Consider the following 16,575-nt stretch of genomic DNA (forward strand, 5'->3'; position numbering starts at 1 on the left):
ACCCATTCGGCAAGCCTTCTTTTTCAAACGCCCGTCACGGACGCTTGGCACGGTAGATGCGAAAACCATTGCCCTCGGCCTTGATCGCGCAGATGCCCAGATGCTCTTCGATCAACGGCTGGTACTTGAGGAAACTGTTGGCAACCAAACGAAGTTCACCGCCTTTTGCCAGATGTTTGGCCGCTTTTCGCAGCAGGTTTTCCGTGGCGAAGTAATCCGTGTGCACGCCGACATGGAACGGCGGGTTGCTCAAGATCGCGTTCAACCCCATGGGCGCCGCATCGATGCCGTCACCGGTCAACACCTCGGCTTCGAGCCCGTTGGCGGCCAGGGTCAGGCGGCTGCTGGCGGCGGCGAAGGCGTCCACATCCAGCATCGTCACCGTGTTATGCGGGTAGCGACGCTTGACCGCAGCCCCCAACACACCGGCGCCGCATCCGAAATCGAGCAAATGCCCGCTGGGCAGTTTATCCAGATGCTCCAGCAACAGCGCGGTGCCACGGTCCAGGCGCCCATGACTGAACACGCCCGGCAAACTCACCACTTTCAGCGGGCCTTCGGCCAGCGGCACATCGAAGACCTGCGCCAAGCTCTCCAGCTCCACGGCTTGCGGAGCATTGGCCACGGTGACCTGCCACAACTGGCAGTGCCGCGCGTTATCCAGCTTGCGCGGCTTGCCGAAGGGCATCAGCTGTTTGGCGGCACTTTCTATACCGCCTTTTTTCTCCCCCACCAGAAACAGCTCGGCACCTGGCAGGCGTGCGGCCACGGCGTTGAGCAGGTAGTCGGTGAGGTCCTTGGACTTGGGCAGGAAGATCACCGCCGCATCAAAGTCGCGCTCGGGCACATTCACGCCGAACTGGCTGCGTTCGGGGAAGCGCGCCTCCAGTGCCGCCTGGTCGCCGGCATGCCAGCACCAGCCGTGAGCGTTGGGCAGGCGCCCGAGTAAATCGTCGGCGGGCAAACCTACCAGCAGCAGGTTGCCTTGAAAAAGTTCGGCCTGGCGAAGCAGTACTTCACTGCGCGGATCCATGGTCTGCTCCTTGAAAAGGGGCGCAGTTTATCAAGTGACGACGCGCAGCGGGGCGCCGCTGAAAAAGCCCCGGGCGTTTTCCGTCAGTTGGCCGACGATACGTTGCCGCGCTTCACGACTGCCCCAGGCGTTGTGAGGCGTGACGATCAAGCGTGGAATGTCTCCCGCCAGCAGCGGATTGCCATTGACCGGCGGCTCGACACTCAACACGTCGGTTGCCGCGCCGCCCAGGTGCCCGCTGCGCAGCGCATCGGCCAGGGCCTGTTCATTGATCAAGCCACCGCGTGCGGTGTTGACGACGAACGCACCGGGCTTGAGCAGGGCCAATTCACGGGCGCCGATAAAGTCACGGGTGTGTTCGTTGAGTGGGCAGTGCAGGGTCAGTGCATCGACCTGGGCGAGCAGCTCATCCAGCGGCACGCGATCAGCGCGGGCAGGGCGCCCGGGTATTGCGCCGAGCAGCACGCGCATACCGAAGGCTTCGGCCAGGCGCGCCACGGCACTGCCTAACTCGCCATGGCCGAGCAGGCCGAGGGTTTTACCTTCCAGTTCGACAATCGGATGGTCCAGCAGGCAGAACTGTTTGGCCTGCTGCCATTTGCCGGTGGCCACATCCTGTTGATAGTCCTTCAAGCGCGTCGCCAGGTTGAGCAACAGCATGATCGTGTGCTGCGCCACAGATGGCGTGCCATAACCCTGGCAGTTGCTCACGGTGATGCCATGGGCGCGTGCGGCCTCGAGGTCGACGTTGTTGGTGCCGGTTGCTGATACCAGGATCAGCTTCAGTTCGGGGCAAGTGGCCAGGGTTTGCGCTGTGAGCGGAATTTTGTTGCTGATGGCGACTTGGGCGCCCTGCAAGCGCTCCACCACATTCTGCGGCGTGGTCTGCTCAAACAACTGCAGGTCGCTAAAGCAGGCTCGCAAATCGCTGAGGTCAAGATCTCCCAGGTCCAGGGAGGGGTGATCGAGGAAGACGGCGCGGCGATTGTTCATGATCAACTGTACCTTTTGCGACGAGGTTCGAAGGCGTAATCTGCCGAGCCTATCAGATGAAATAATCAGTTACTTAATGGAGTGAGCATGTACGTCGCCGAGTTTTTGACCGTAGCCTTGATTCACTTGCTGGCGGTGGCCAGCCCCGGCCCGGATTTCGCCGTGGTGGTCCGTGAAAGCGTGACCCACGGGCGCCGCGCCGGAACCTGGACGGCCCTGGGCGTCGGCACGGCGATTTTCGTGCATGTAGGTTATTCGTTGCTGGGCATCGGCTTGATCGTGTCCCAGTCCATCGTGTTGTTCAACGCATTGAAATGGGCGGCGGCGGCGTACCTGCTGTATATCGGCTTCAAGGCTTTGCGCGCCCAGCCGGCCAAGCCCGCCGCCGAAGGCGAGTTGCACAGAGAGGCGGGCGAGCGCACACCACGCGGCGCGTTTACCGCAGGCTTTGTGACCAACGGCCTGAACCCCAAGGCGACGCTGTTCTTCCTCTCGCTGTTCACCGTGGTGATCAACCCCCACACGCCCCTGGCGGTACAGGCCGGTTATGGCGTGTACCTGGCGGTGGCGACGGCGTTGTGGTTTTGCCTGGTTGCGATGCTGTTCAGCCAGCAGCGTGTACGTGCCGGGTTTGCAAAGATGGGTCATTGGTTTGATCGGACCATGGGCGCGGTGCTGATTGCGATTGGGGTGAAGTTGGCGTTTACCAGCATGAAGTAACGCTTACAACTTAAGCGGGCACGGTCAAATGTGGGAGGGGGCTTGCCCCCGATAGCGGTGGGCCAGTCAAGAATACTGAGACTGACACACTGCAATCGGGGGCAAGCCCCCTCCCACATTGGATCTTCGCTATATCTAAGTGCTGGCGCAAAGCTAGCATTTGCTCAGGTCTGCAAATCATTCCTTTGGCTGATTTGGCTGAAACATAAGCCCTCTACAGTGCAAGTCTTCAAGCCAAGACCGTGCAGTCATTAAAGGGATTCGTATGTTGCAGACCCGAGTTATCCCGCCCGCCGAAGGTGCGTACCAATACCCGCTGTTGATCAAACGCCTGCTGATGTCCGGGACGCGCTACGAGAAGACCCGCGAAATCATCTACCGCGACAAGCTGCGCTACACCTACCCGACGCTGATCGAACGCGTTGCGCGCCTGGCCAATGTGTTGACCGAGGCGGGCGTCAAGGCCGGTGACACCGTTGCCGTGATGGATTGGGACAGCCATCGTTACCTGGAATGCATGTTCGCCATCCCGATGATCGGCGCGGTGATCCACACCATCAACGTGCGCCTGTCGCCGGAACAGATTCTCTACACCATGAACCACGCCGAAGACCGCTTCGTACTGGTCAACAGTGAGTTTGCGGGGCTCTACCAGGCCATCGCCGGGCAACTGACCACGGTCGACAAGACCTTGTTGATTACCGATGGTGACACCAAAACCTGCGAGTTACCCAATCTGGTGGGTGAGTACGAAACCTTGCTGGCCGCTGCCAGCCCCCAGTACGACTTCGAGGATTTCGACGAAAACTCCGTCGCCACCACCTTCTACACCACCGGCACCACCGGTAACCCAAAGGGTGTGTACTTCACCCATCGCCAACTGGTGCTGCACACCATCGGTGTGGCGACGATCATGGGCAGTGTCGACAGCGTGCGCCTGTTGGGCACCAACGACGTGTATATGCCGATCACGCCGATGTTCCACGTACACGCGTGGGGCCTGCCCTATGTGGCGACCATGCTCGGCTTGAAGCAGGTCTACCCCGGTCGCTACGATCCGGAATATTTGGTGGAGCTGTGGCGCAAGGAGAAGGTCACGTTTTCCCACTGCGTGCCGACCATCCTGCAAATGGTGCTCAACGCCAAGGCCGCCCAGGGTGTGGATTTTGGCGGTTGGAAAATCGTTATCGGCGGTAGTGCGCTTAACCGCTCGTTGTACGATGCGGCCAAGGCCCGAGGCATTCAACTGACCGCCGCGTACGGCATGTCCGAGACCGGGCCGCTGGTGTCCTGCGCCCACCTCAATGCCGAACTGATGGCCGGCAGCGAAGACGAGCGCACCACCTATCGCATCAAGGCCGGTGTGCCCGGGCCGTTGGTAGAGGCGGCGATCATGGATACGAACGGCAACTTCCTGCCCGCCGATGGTGAAACCCAGGGCGAGCTGGTACTGCGTGCGCCCTGGCTCACCGAGGGCTATTACAAGGAGCCGCAAAAGGGTGCAGAGCTATGGGCCGGCGGCTGGATGCACACCGGCGACGTCGCCACGCTGGATGCTTTCGGCGTGATCGATATCCGCGACCGCATCAAGGATGTGATCAAGACCGGTGGCGAATGGATCTCGTCCCTGGCTCTCGAGGACCTGGTCAGCCGCCACCCGGCAGTTCGCGAAGTCGCAGTGGTGGGCATTGCCGACCCGCAATGGGGCGAACGCCCATTCGCCTTGCTGGTGGTGCATGAGGGCCATGTGATCGGTGCACGAGAGCTCAAGGAGCACCTCAAGCCTTTCGTTGAACTGGGGCATTTGAGCAAGTGGGCGATCCCGAGCCAGATCGCCGTTGTTACTGAAATTCCCAAGACCAGCGTAGGAAAGCTCGACAAAAAACGTATCCGCATCGACATCATCGAATGGCAGGCCAACAACAGTACTTTCCTGTCTACACTCTAATGCCCCTCGTCGCGCCCGTTCGGGCGCGGCAACGCTCTATCTTGCGGCTCTACTTGTGATTTACCGAATTTCAGCCATCCTTCTCGCGCCGGCCTTCGTCGGCGTGGCGAAAGGGTTGTGGCAGACGGCTTGGTGATGCAAATCACACTTTAGAGGGATCAAGCGATACCTACCGCTGGCTATAGTCCCTTTCAGAGTTTTTCAAGGATGTTGTGCTTCGGGCCATGGGGGCCCGGTTGTCGTGCGGCATTGGAATCGTTGTATTCCGGCCGTTACATGCATCCAGCCGCAGAACTCACTGCCATAACAATAAAATGCACATGGAGTAGCGTCGATGACCTCAGTAAACCAGTTCTGGCGCCGGGCAAGACTGCCCCTGGCCGTCAGTCTCGCTTCTACGCTCGCCGGGCCCGCATTCGGCGTCAGTTTCAACATTGGTGAAATCGAAGGGAGTTTTGATTCGTCGCTTTCCGTCGGGGCAAGCTGGTCCACGGCCAAGCCCAACCGCGACCTGATCGGTGCCAACAACGGTGGCAAGGGCTTGTCCCAGACTTCCGATGACGGCCACTTGAACTTCAAGCGCGGCGAGACGTTCTCGAAGATCTTCAAGGGCATCCATGACCTGGAATTGAAGTACGGCGACACCGGTGTATTTGTGCGCGGCAAGTACTGGTACGACTTTGAACTCAAGGACGAAAGCCGTCAGTTCAAGGACATCAGCGACAACAACCGCAAGGAAGGCGCCAAGTCTTCGGGCGGGCAGATTCTCGATGCGTTCGTCTACCACAACTACTCGATTGCCGATGCGCCGGGTTCCGTGCGTTTTGGCAAGCAAGTGGTGAGCTGGGGTGAAAGTACCTTCATCGGCGGCGGCATCAACTCCATCAACCCGATCGACGTGTCGGCGTTCCGTCGTCCGGGCGCCGAGATCAAGGAAGGCTTGATTCCGGTCAACATGTTCTATGTGTCCCAGACGCTTACCGACAACCTGTCGGCCGAGGCGTTTTATCAACTGGAGTGGGACCAGACCGTCACCGATAACTGCGGCACTTTTTTCTCGCAGCCGGACGTGATCTCCGACGGTTGCAGCAATAACCTGCGGGTGCTGAACAAGCGCTCGACCATCCCGGCCGCAGCCTTGCCGACCTTGGGTGCCCTGGGTGTAGACGTCAACAGCGAGGGCGTGCTGGTGCGCCGTGGGCCGGACCGTGACGCACGGGACAGCGGCCAGTTCGGCGTGGCCATGCACTACAACTTCGAGCCGCTGGACACCGAGTTCGGCGCCTACTTCATGAACTACCACAGCCGTGCGCCGATCTTCAGTGCACAGGGTGCGCCATCGGCGGCCTATACCCGTCCTTTGGGCCCGTTGGGGGCATTGCGTCCGCTGATCGTGGCCGGCAGTTCAAACTACTTCGTCGAGTATCCTGAAGATATCCGCCTCTATGGCTTGAGCTTCTCCACCACGTTGCCTACCGGCACCGCCTGGAGCGGTGAGTTGAGCTACCGCCCCAATGCGCCGGTGCAGTTGAGCACCACCGACATTCTGTTCGCTGGTGTCACGCCGATTCCGGGCTTTGGCAATGCTTCGGTGCTCAAGGGTTCGCCCGGCCAGGATCTGCATGGCTATAACCGCAAGGAAGTGACCCAGTTCCAGACCACCTTCACGCACTTCTTCGACCAGGTCATGGGCGCCAGCCGCCTGACCACGGTTGGTGAAATCGGCGTGACCCATGTGGGGGGCCTGGAAAGCAAATCCCAGGCGCGTTATGGCCGCGATCCAGTGTTCGGTCCGGGTACCTTGCCGGGTGGCTTCTGCGCCGCGCTTAACAACTCCACCGCCAACGGCGCCGGCCTGCCCAACGCTGCCGGTCTGAACACCAACTGCAACAACGACGGCTACACCACCGCAACGTCCTGGGGCTACCGCGCCCGTGCCATCTGGGAATACCCGGACGTGTTCGCCGGCGTCAACCTCAAGCCCAACGTGGCCTGGTCCCATGACGTCAAGGGTTACTCGCCAGGTCCCGGCGGCAACTTTGAAGAGGGTCGCAAGGCAGTCAGCCTGGGCCTGGATGCCGAATACCAGAACACCTACACCGCGAGCCTGGCCTACACCAACTTCTTTGGTGGCAAGTTCAGCACTGTGGATGACCGCGACTTCGTCGCTTTGAGTTTCGGCGCCAACTTCTAAGCACACTCTTTTCAAGTGGCATGTATTTTCAGGAAGACCAGAGTATGAAAATAACTAAAAGTCTGTTGCACGTGGGTGTGCTTGGGCTGTCGATCCTGGCGAGCAACGTCATGGCGGCAGTCTCGGCGGATGAAGCCGCCAAGCTCGGCACGACCCTGACCCCGATGGGCGCCGAGATGGCGGGCAACGCCGCTGGCACCATTCCTAAATGGTCACCAATGCCCACCAATGCCGGCGCCGTGGATGCCAAGGGGTTCCTGGCCAACCCATACGCCAATGAACAACCGCAGTTCACCATCACCGCGCAGAACGTCGAGCAGTACAAGGACAAGCTGGCCCCCGGGCAGTACGCGATGTTCAAGCGTTACCCGGACAGCTTCAAGATGCCGGTCTACCCGACCCATCGCGGTGCCACCGTGCCGGCTGATGTGTTTGCCTCGATCAAGAAGAACGCCACCACCACCAACCTGGTGTCCGGCGGCAACGGCCTGGAAAACTTCGAGACCGCCGTGCCCTTCCCGATTCCAAAAAGTGGCGTCGAAGTCATTTGGAACCACATCACCCGTTATCGCGGCGGCAGCGTGACCCGACTGGTCACTCAGGCTACTCCGCAAACCAACGGGTCCTACAGCCTGGTGTACTTCCGCGACCAGTTCGTGTTCCGCGACAAAATGAAGGACTTCGACCCGAAAAACCCGGGCAACGTGCTGTTCTACTTCAAGCAGCAAGTCACCGCGCCGGCCCGTCTGGCCGGTGGTGTACTGCTGGTGCACGAAACCCTGGACCAGGTGAAGGAGCCGCGTTCGGCGTGGGTGTATAACGCTGGCCAGCGCCGTGTGCGTCGGGCGCCACAAGTGTCCTACGACGGGCCGGGCACTGCCGCCGATGGCCTGCGTACGTCCGACAACCTCGACATGTACAACGGTGCGCCGGATCGCTACGACTGGAAGCTGGAAGGCAAGAAAGAAATCTACATCGCCTCCAACAGCTACAAGATCGACGATCCCAAGCTCAAGTACGCCGACATCATCAAGGCCGGTCACATCAATCAGGACCTGACCCGCTATGAGCTGCGTCGTGTCTGGCACGTGGTCGCCACCTTGAAGGAAGGCCAACGCCACATCTACGCCAAGCGTGACTTCTTCATCGACGAAGACACCTGGCAAGCGGCGGTGATCGACCACTACGACGGCCGCGGCCAACTGTGGCGCGTCGCCGAAGCCCATGCCGAGAACTACTACGACAAGCAAGTGCCGTGGTACGCCCTGGAAACCCTCTACGACCTGCAGTCCGGCCGTTACCTGGCCCTGGGCATGAAGAACGAAGAGAAGCAGGCCTATGACTTCGGCTTCACCGCCACCACCAGCGACTTCACCCCGGCGGCCCTGCGCCAGGACGGCGTTCGCTAACCAACACTAGTACACCCTGTGGGAGGGGGCTTGCCCCCGATAGCGGCGCGACAGTCGATAGATACATTGGCTGATCCACCTATATCGGGAGCAAGCCCCCCTCCCACTTTTTGTTTGTGGTGCCATCTGGGATATTTTTTGTCGCAGTTCTTTTTCAGCCAATTGTTGCAAAGATCTACAATCCCGCCGCTTTTACCGCTAGTCTGCGGACATCTGCAATGCCGACAACAGCCTTCTACAAGAGCCCGGCGATGACTGATCTGTCCCGAATTCAAGGGCCTGCCAGCGTGGTGATTCCGACCCTGGAAGGCCGTTTCTACAGGCCCCCGCTACCTGACGGCTACGTGCTGCGCCCGCGCCTGTGCGAACGCCTGAATGCCGGCCTGGACGGGCGACTGTTGCTGGTCTGCGCACCTGCGGGGTTCGGCAAGAGTTCGTTGGCGGTGGAGTTCTGCCAGGGCTTGCCAGCCCATTGGCAAAGTTTGTGGCTGGGCCTCAGCCCCCGAGACAACGATCCCGGCCGCTTCCTGGAGCGGCTGCTGGATGGCTTGCAGCAATATTTCCCACAACTGGGTGCCCAATCCCTGGGCTTGCTGAAAATGCGCCAGCGCCATCAACCCTTTGCCTTTGAAGAATGGCTCGATGGCCTGCTCGACGAGCTGGCGGTGCACCTGTCTACGCGCTCGCCTTTGTTGCTGGTGCTGGACGACTACCACCTGGCCCAGGGCCCGGTGCTGGATCGCTGCCTGCAGTTTTTCCTCAATCATTTGCCCGATGGGCTGTTGGTTCTGGTGACCAGTCGGCAGCGCCCCGATTGGCACTTGGCGCGCCTGCGCCTGTCGCGGCATCTGCTGGAACTGCATGAGCAAGACCTGCGCCTCACCCATGACGAATCCCTGGCTGTGCTGAATGGGCACAGCAGTGCGTTGCGTGGCGAGGCGTTGGAAAACCTGATCCGCCGTAGCGAGGGTTGGGTCGCCGGCCTGCGCTTCTGGCTGTTGGCGGCCTCCGAAGCTGGCAGTGACGGCGCCTTGCCCCAGAGCCTGCACGGTGGCGAAGGGCTGATTCGCGATTATTTGCTCGAAGAAGTCATCGATTGTCTGCCCGTGGAGGTGCAAGGGTTCCTGTACGACACGGCCTCCCAGGAGCGCTTTTGCAGCGAGTTGTGCGACGCAGTGCGCGAAGCCCATGACAGCGCAGAAATCCTGCGTTACCTACAGGCTCACCAGGTATTTCTGGTACCTCTGGATGAGCAAGGCCATTGGTACCGTTATCACCATTTGTTTTCCGACCTGCTGCGTACCCGCCGCGAGAAGAGCGCGACCTTGCCGCCGGCCAGCTTGCACTTGCGCGCCTGCCGTTGGTTCAACGCCCAAGGTTTGATCGACGAAGCGGTGGAGCAGGCGCTGCGGGCCGGTCACCTGGATGTGGCGGCGAACCTGGTGCAGAACCTGTCCGAAGAGCAGCTGTTGGCGGAGCAGAATGTCGGCATGCTGCTGCGCTGGAAGATGGACTTGCCCGACAGCCTGTTGATCAGCACACCGCGCTTGATCGTGCTGTATAGCTGGGCATTGGGGCTGGCGTGCCAATTGGACGCGGCGCAGGAGCTGTCCAGCTACCTCAGCCGCTTCCTGCCGGCGCCATCGGCCACCGCGCAGAAATCCATGCTTGCCCAATGGCTGGCGCTGAGCGGGATCATTGCCCGTGGGCGCGGGGACCGGGAGTTGACCCAGCGCTATTGCCACGAGGCGTTGGAAAGCCTGCCGCAAAAGCGCTACGGTCAACGGCTGATGTGCCTGTCGACCCTGTCCAACCTGGCCATAGTCGATGCCGACCTGTGGCGCGCCCGGGGCCTGAACCGCGAATCCCTGGAACTGGCGCAGCGCGTCGGTAACCCGCTGTTTGAAGCCTTGGCCCATTACGACCGGGCCCGGGTGCTGCAGGCGCGGGGCGAGATCCTGCGCTCCCTGGACGAAGTACGCCAGGGCCTGGAGCGCCTGCACGGCCTGGCGCCCCAACGGCTGTACGCCGTGCGCGCGCGGTTGTCGCTCTACGAAGGCTACCTGCTGCTGGCGCGTTACCAGCCCGAAGCCGGCCTTGTGCGTTTGCGCGCCGGCCTGGCCGAAGCCCGCGCCTGCCGGGACATCAGCGTGCTGATCGGGCATTGCGTGATCGCCAACTTCGAAGGCCGGCGCGGTGATTTTGCCACTGCCTTTGCCGAGTTGGCCGAGGCCGAGCGCTTGATGCATATCTGGGACGTGCCACCGATCTACTACCTGGCGATGATCACCCTGATCAAATGCGAGTTGTGGCTGGCCCAGGGGCGCACTGACTTGGCCGATGCCTGGCTGACCCGGCTCGGGCAGACCTACAACGGTGAGCACGCCGCGGCCGCCCCGGAGTTTCATCCGCACCTGCCGCAGCATATCGAGCTGCAACAAGCTGCCCTGGATGCCACGCGCCATGAGCCCGACATTGCGCTGCAACGCCTCGAACGACTGGCGCAACAGGCCCATGACAGTGGGCGCCAGATGATTGCCCTGATGGCCCTGACCCAGCAGGCGCAACTCCTGCTGGAGTGTGGCCAGGAGGCCAAGGCCAGGACGGTATTGGCTCGCGCACTTGAAGCTGGCGCGGGCGGCGCGCTGCAGCCGTTTCAGCGGTTGCTGGAGGGTTACCCGGACTGGATGCGCGAGCAGTTGGGCAAGGAGGCCCAGGGCCTGCTGAACCAGAGCTTGCTGGCGCTGCTGCCTCAAGCCCGAGTGGTCGAAACCTCGCCCCATCAAGAAACCTTGAGCACGCGGGAACTGGCGGTGTTGCAACTGATTGCCCAAGGCTGTTCAAACCAGGAAATCAGCAACCAGCTGTTTATCTCCCTGCACACCGTGAAGACCCACGCCAGCCATATCAACAGCAAGCTCGGCGTGGAGCGTCGAACCCAGGCGGTGGCGCGAGCCAAGTCCATGGGCTTGCTGGCCTGAGTGCATAGCCGTTCATTGGGCGGCCGGACAGCCTTTGAGTGACGTGTCGAGCGTCTGATTGATCAACGCCGCGAAACGCTTGAGGTTGTTCTGGTGTGCCACCACCAGCTCGTCGATGCTCGGCCCTGCGGGTGACTGCAAGGTGCTGCGACACGTCAGGGCCGGGCGGTCACCGCTGACCTGCCGCAGGCGCCAGCGCACGTCGAGCAACGCGTACTGCCCGGGTACCGAGTCAAAGCGCTGCACGTCCACGCGCAACGCCACAGCCTGGCGCGGATTGCTGTTGGCCAATTGATCCACCAACGCGCTCCTCAGCTCGTCGGCGAGGCTGGCAGCCCACCACTGGGTTTCAAGAATCGCCAACCCACTGTCGCCCTGGCGCACCACTATCTGCGCGCGATCAACCTGGGGCGGCACACTGATGCTGTCAATGCGCACGCCGCCGGCATCCGCTCGTGAGCTGTTGCTCCAGTGCGCCGGGGTCAGGGTGTGGAAGGCAATGGGTTCACTGCGACACGCTGCGAGCAGCAGCAACGAGGTCAGCAGCGTGATCTTCAACGGCAGCGTCATGGCGGCTCCAATGGTCATTTGCGCGGTGGTCCTTGCAGGTCGGTCGGCGCGGCGTTATCGGGACGACCGCGAATCAGCGACTCCGGATGCCGGCCAAGGTAATCCGAGAGTTCGCGCAAGGAGCGCGACATGCGCGCCAGTTCATCCAGGGTCTGGGTCAATTGTTCACGCTGCGGCGAGTCTTCGGCCAGGGTAGAGCTGGCTGATTGGAGGGTCTTGCTCACGTCGGCCAGTGTCGTCTGAACACCCGGCAGCGTCTTGGCGTTGAATTGCGCCAGCCCCTTGCGCAGTTCGACCAGGCTGGCGTCGAGGTTGCCGGCGATGCGCTCGACAGGCAGTTGGCTGAGCTTGTTGACGATGCCTTCGAGCTTCTCCTGCAACTGTTCCAGGTTGCCGGGGATCGTGGGAATGCCAATCGGACGCTGGTTGGGGTCAAAGGCGACTTTCTCGGCTTTGGGGTAGAAGTCCAGGGCAATGTACAGCTGGCCGGTCAGCAAGTTACCGCTGCGAGCCTGGGCGCGCAGGCCGTTTTCGATGAAGCTGCCGATCAGGCGCACGCCAGCCGCCTCATCGTCAGGGTTATTGTTCATGGCCTTGAGCAGCTTGGTGTGGGCTTCGCCGAGCAGTTGCGGGTAGATCACAATGCCGACATTGACCGGGAAGCTGCGTTTCTTCGCATCGAAATCCAGGTTGATCGACACCACTTTACCGAACTCGACGCCAAGGAACTCCACCGGGGCGCCGACTTTCAACCCGCGCAGGGCCTGGTCAAAGCGCAGGACCATGTATTGCCCCTTGCCGTTGGGCGGGGCGAGGGCGCTTTGCTGGTCTTCGAACAATTCAAAACCGCGGTTTTCCTCGGCTGGCTTGTCGTTGGGGTTGTAGGGTGGGGCCTGGAAGGAGATTCCGCCCATCAACATGGACGACACGGATTCGGTCTTCAACGCAAAGCCATTGGCGCCGACGCTCAAATCGATACCGCTGGCGTTCCAGAACCGGGTGTTCTCGGTGACATACATATCATTGGGCGCATGCACAAAAATTTCGATATTCACGCCCTTGCCTTCGCTGTCCAACTCATAAGCCACCACCTGGCCCACCGGGATTTTGCGGTAATAGACCGGGGAGCCGATATCCAGCGACCCCAGACCCTGGGTATGCAGGGTAAAGCGCTTGCCGGGCTCGCCGTAGGTGATGGGCGGCGGATTTTCCAGGCCTGTGAACTGTTTGGCGCGAGTCTCGGACTGGCCGATATCGGCGCCGATATAGTCACCGGAGAGCAGGGTGTCGATGCCGGATACGCCGCCTGCGCCGATACGTGGGCGCACCACCCAGTACTTGGAATCTTCGCGGGTGAAACTTTCCGCCTGCTTGGACAACTCGACGGTGGCGTTGACGCTTTTCTGATCATCGCTCAATGCGACGCCTGTGACTTGGCCAATCACCACGTTGCGGTATTTGACCTCGGTCTTGTTGGCGACCAGGCCGCTGCCGGTCTTGAAGTTGAGGGTGATGGTCGGCCCTTGTTGCATGACATTGTGAATCACCAGCGAAATACCCACCAGCACGGCGACAATCGGTACGATCCACACCAGTGAAACGCTGAAGCGACGCGTCTTGATCGCAGGCTTGCCTGCTGGGGTGTCAACGTCGTGTGGCGTCATCCGAACGCTCCTCATAGTGTGGGTTTTCCCAGATAAGCCGTGGGTCGAAACTCATGGCCGCGAGCATGGTAAACACCACCACCAAGCCAAAAAACAGAATGCCCACGCGCGGTTCGATCGTGCCCAGGGCCTGGAACTTCACCAGCGCGGCCACCAGTGCGACCACGATCACATCGAGCATCGACCAATAGCCGATCAGCTCGATAAACCGGAACAGCTTGGAGCGCTCCTTGCGCGCCCACAGGCTGTTGCGCTGCACGGTGACCAGCAACAGTGCCAATGACACGAACTTGATGCCCGGCACGGCGATGCTGGCGATGAAAATGATCAGGGCAATATCCCAGGCGCCATGCTGCCAGAACTCCAGCACGCCGCTCATGATGGTGCTGTCTGCCCCCGAGCCGAGCATGGTGGTGTTCATCACCGGCAGTAAATTGGCCGGTACATAAAAGGCGAGGGCGGTGAGCATGTAGGCCCAGGTTCGGGTCAGGGACTGAACCTTGCGCCGGTGCAAGGGCGCGCCGCAGCGGTCGCACTCGGTGGGCTCCTGAAGCATGTCGCAGGCCCGGCCACAGGTGTGGCACAGGCACAGGTTGAGTTCGCGGGCAGTGGGTGGTGAATTCATACGGTGTCCCACAGGTCGCGTACATCGCGCCCGGCAATGCGGATCAGCAACAGGCTGAGGGCGGCCAGGGCAAACAGGCCGGTGCCGGGGATTACATCCAGCATACCGGCCAGTTTGAACACCGCGACCATCGCACCCAGCAGGCAGACTTCCAGCATGCTCCAGGGCCTGAGGGCTTCCAGCCAGCGCATGCACAGCTTGAATGCCGGCGAGCGTCGACCGGCCAGGGCGAAGCTCAATACCCAGATCAGCAACAGCAGTTGAAACACCGGTGCGATGATGATGGAAATCGCCGCCACCAACGCAATAAACGTGATCGGCCCCAGGCTCAACGCCACCACCGAATCCCACAGCGTCGCGCTGTTTTTCAAGCCCTGCAGGCTGATGCTCATCACCGGGTAAAAGTTGGCGAAGGTCCACAGCACTGCTGCGGTTACCGTCAGGGCCAGGCGTTGTTGCACCGTCAGGCCGTTATAGCGCTGCAATACGCCCGCGCAGCGTACGCACAGGGCGGTTTGATGTTTGGCGAGCGTGACTTTTTCGTACACGCAGTCGCAGTGTTCGCAGATGATCTGCTGTTGATTCGCCATACGTCTTGCTCCAAACGCGACACGCTGCGGTCCTGGTTGTTGCTGGGTTCGATGGCGCTTGAGTAGCTTAGCATTTGATGCAACGCAAATTCGATGCCTTCCAGTTCTGGGACAAGGTCAACCATACTGTGTCTGGAATGCCATAGAGCTTGCAGGAACACCCCATGCTTAACCAGAAAAGCCCGTTGATCCGCGAAACTTTCCCCGTCGGCCCGTTGCAATGCAACTGCACCATCATCGGTGACCCGATCAGCAAAAAAGCCATTGTGGTCGACCCGGGCGGCAACCCTGAGTTGATCCTGGCGCGGCTAGACGCGCTGGGCCTGCAGGTGGTGAGCATCATCCACACCCATGCCCATCTGGATCACTTCCTTGCCTCCGGGCAGTTGAAGGAGAAGACCGGTGCGACGCTGCACCTGCATAAAGAGGATCAGTTCCTCTGGGACAACCTGGAGATGCAGTGCCAGATGTTTCGCGTGCCCTATGTCCCGGTGCCGTCACCGGACCGCTGGCTGGAAGATAATGAAGAGCTGGCCTGCGGGTGTGGTGTGGCCTTGCACACACCAGGGCATACGCCGGGCTCGATGAGCTTCTGGTTTGCCGATGCCAATCTGCTGATTGCCGGTGACACCTTGTTCCGGCGCGGCGTGGGGCGCACCGATTTATGGGGCGGCGACCAGGCGACAATCGTGCGTTCGATCAAGCAGCGCCTGTATACGCTGGACGAAGGCGCGACGGTGGTCACCGGTCATGGGCCGGACACCTGCCTGGGCGACGAGATGCGGGAAAATCCCTTCGTGCGCGCTTGATCGTCGATGAGTCTGACAAGCGCTGCTGCAAAAACCCAGGTCATTTTCTGCCTGCGTCTGCTACGGTTCCTGTAGCGGTGAGAGTGGCTAACCTTTTGTTACAGCATGGGCGGCGGTCACGGAATTTTTACCGCTGGTCGTGTTCCAAACTCGGCACAGGTCCATTGCCAATGTCCTCTGCATCACAGAATGCAAAAGTAGGAGCTTCCCTTCATGTTTACTCCGCGTCGTCTGCTTGTTGTCGCTACCGCCGTAGCCCTGTTGTCTGGCTGCGCTTCACCTAATCCATATGACGGCAGCCAGGGACAGGCCAGCAATGGTTCCGAAAGCGGTATGAGCAAGACCGCCAAGTACGGCGGCCTGGGTGCACTGGCCGGTGCATTGGCCGGTGCGGCCATCGACCATAACAACCGTGGCAAGGGCGCGCTGATTGGCGCAGTCGTCGCGGGTGCTGGCGCTGCTGGTTATGGCTACTACGCCGACCAGCAAGAGAAAAAACTGCGCGAAAGCATGGCCAATACCGGGGTGGAGGTGCAGCGCCAGGGCGACCAGATCAAGCTGATCATGCCGGGCAACATTACCTTCGCCACCAACTCGGACGCGATTTCCAGCAGCTTCTACCAGCCGCTGAACAACCTGGCCAACTCCCTCAAGCAGTTCAACCAGAACACCATCCAGATCGTCGGCTACACCGACAGTACCGGCAGCCGTCAGTTGAACATGGACCTGTCCCAGCGTCGTGCGCAGAGCGTGGCCAACTACCTGACTTCCCAGGGTGTCAGCGCTGCCAACCTGAGCGCCCGCGGTGCCGGCCCGGATAACCCGATTGCCAGCAACGCCGACGTGAATGGCCGTGCCCAGAACCGTCGCGTAGAGGTCAACCTCGGCCCTATCCCAGGCCAGCAATACGGCCAGCCGGGCCAGCAACAGCAGGTGCCACAGCAGAACAACCAGTTCCAGGGCAATCCATACCAGCAGTACCAATAAACCCTGCTCACTAAAAAGGGCGCCGTGCAGTCAATGCACGGCGCCCTTTTTT

At 60.9% G+C, this 16,575-nt stretch carries 13 protein-coding genes; 7 read left to right on the forward strand and 6 right to left on the reverse strand.

The features are described from left to right. Positions 1–34: 34 nt before the first annotated feature. Positions 35–1,033: a methyltransferase gene (locus TU73_RS15435; RefSeq protein ID WP_057012950.1), complete on the reverse strand. Its 999-nt coding sequence runs from the start codon at positions 1,031–1,033 to the stop codon at positions 35–37. Between the two features lie 30 nt (positions 1,034–1,063). After that, entirely contained in the window at positions 1,064–2,029 is a 966-nt protein-coding gene (locus TU73_RS15440) for a 2-hydroxyacid dehydrogenase (RefSeq protein ID WP_057013074.1), read from the reverse strand. An 84-nt stretch (positions 2,030–2,113) separates the two neighbouring features. Here TU73_RS15440 and TU73_RS15445 point away from each other — a divergent pair, with 84 nt between their 5' ends. The 5 genes from TU73_RS15445 to TU73_RS15465 all read left to right on the forward strand — a co-directional run bounded on the left by TU73_RS15445 (position 2,114) and on the right by TU73_RS15465 (position 11,278). Further along, positions 2,114–2,746, forward strand: coding sequence for a LysE family translocator (locus TU73_RS15445; RefSeq protein ID WP_057012951.1), 633 nt, complete (start codon positions 2,114–2,116; stop codon positions 2,744–2,746). Between the two features lie 265 nt (positions 2,747–3,011). Further along, positions 3,012–4,694 carry a fatty acid--CoA ligase gene (locus tag TU73_RS15450; protein ID WP_057012952.1) on the forward strand — a complete coding sequence of 561 codons (1,683 nt, stop codon included), beginning with the start codon at positions 3,012–3,014 and terminating at the stop codon, positions 4,692–4,694. A gap of 334 nt (positions 4,695–5,028) precedes the next feature. After that, positions 5,029–6,888, forward strand: a complete 1,860-nt coding sequence (locus TU73_RS15455; RefSeq protein WP_043050530.1) for a DUF1302 domain-containing protein — start codon at positions 5,029–5,031, stop codon at positions 6,886–6,888. 44 nt (positions 6,889–6,932) lie between these two features. Next, positions 6,933–8,297: a DUF1329 domain-containing protein gene (locus tag TU73_RS15460; RefSeq protein WP_057012953.1), complete on the forward strand. Its 1,365-nt coding sequence runs from the start codon at positions 6,933–6,935 to the stop codon at positions 8,295–8,297. A 251-nt stretch (positions 8,298–8,548) separates the two neighbouring features. Next, on the forward strand, positions 8,549–11,278 hold the full coding sequence (locus TU73_RS15465) for a winged helix-turn-helix domain-containing protein (RefSeq protein WP_057012954.1): 2,730 nt from the start codon (positions 8,549–8,551) through the stop codon (positions 11,276–11,278). 12 nt (positions 11,279–11,290) lie between these two features. On the opposite strand, the gene TU73_RS15470 is transcribed toward TU73_RS15465, so the two are convergent. The 4 genes from TU73_RS15470 to TU73_RS15485 are packed head-to-tail and all read right to left on the reverse strand — an operon-like array spanning position 11,291 to position 14,727. Beyond that, positions 11,291–11,848, reverse strand: coding sequence for a PqiC family protein (locus tag TU73_RS15470; protein ID WP_057013075.1), 558 nt, complete (start codon positions 11,846–11,848; stop codon positions 11,291–11,293). Between the two features lie 14 nt (positions 11,849–11,862). Next, entirely contained in the window at positions 11,863–13,512 is a 1,650-nt protein-coding gene (locus tag TU73_RS15475) for a PqiB family protein (RefSeq protein ID WP_057012955.1), read from the reverse strand. After that, on the reverse strand, positions 13,493–14,137 hold the full coding sequence (locus TU73_RS15480; RefSeq protein WP_057012956.1) for a paraquat-inducible protein A: 645 nt from the start codon (positions 14,135–14,137) through the stop codon (positions 13,493–13,495). Before TU73_RS15480 ends, TU73_RS15475 begins: the two co-directional genes overlap by 20 nt. Next, complete coding sequence (locus TU73_RS15485; protein ID WP_057012957.1) at positions 14,134–14,727, reverse strand: paraquat-inducible protein A; 594 nt, start codon at positions 14,725–14,727, stop codon at positions 14,134–14,136. The genes TU73_RS15480 and TU73_RS15485 overlap by 4 nt, the downstream gene beginning before the upstream one ends. A 164-nt stretch (positions 14,728–14,891) precedes the next feature. Between TU73_RS15485 and TU73_RS15490 the strand changes: the two genes are divergently transcribed. After that, positions 14,892–15,536: an MBL fold metallo-hydrolase gene (locus tag TU73_RS15490; RefSeq protein WP_057012958.1), complete on the forward strand. Its 645-nt coding sequence runs from the start codon at positions 14,892–14,894 to the stop codon at positions 15,534–15,536. 213 nt (positions 15,537–15,749) lie between these two features. After that, positions 15,750–16,523: a YiaD family glycine zipper/OmpA-like lipoprotein gene (locus TU73_RS15495; RefSeq protein ID WP_043050537.1), complete on the forward strand. Its 774-nt coding sequence runs from the start codon at positions 15,750–15,752 to the stop codon at positions 16,521–16,523. The last annotated feature ends 52 nt before the right edge of the window (positions 16,524–16,575 follow it).

This window comes from Pseudomonas libanensis (assembly GCF_001439685.1).
In the GTDB taxonomy this organism is placed as follows: domain Bacteria; phylum Pseudomonadota; class Gammaproteobacteria; order Pseudomonadales; family Pseudomonadaceae; genus Aquipseudomonas; species Aquipseudomonas libanensis.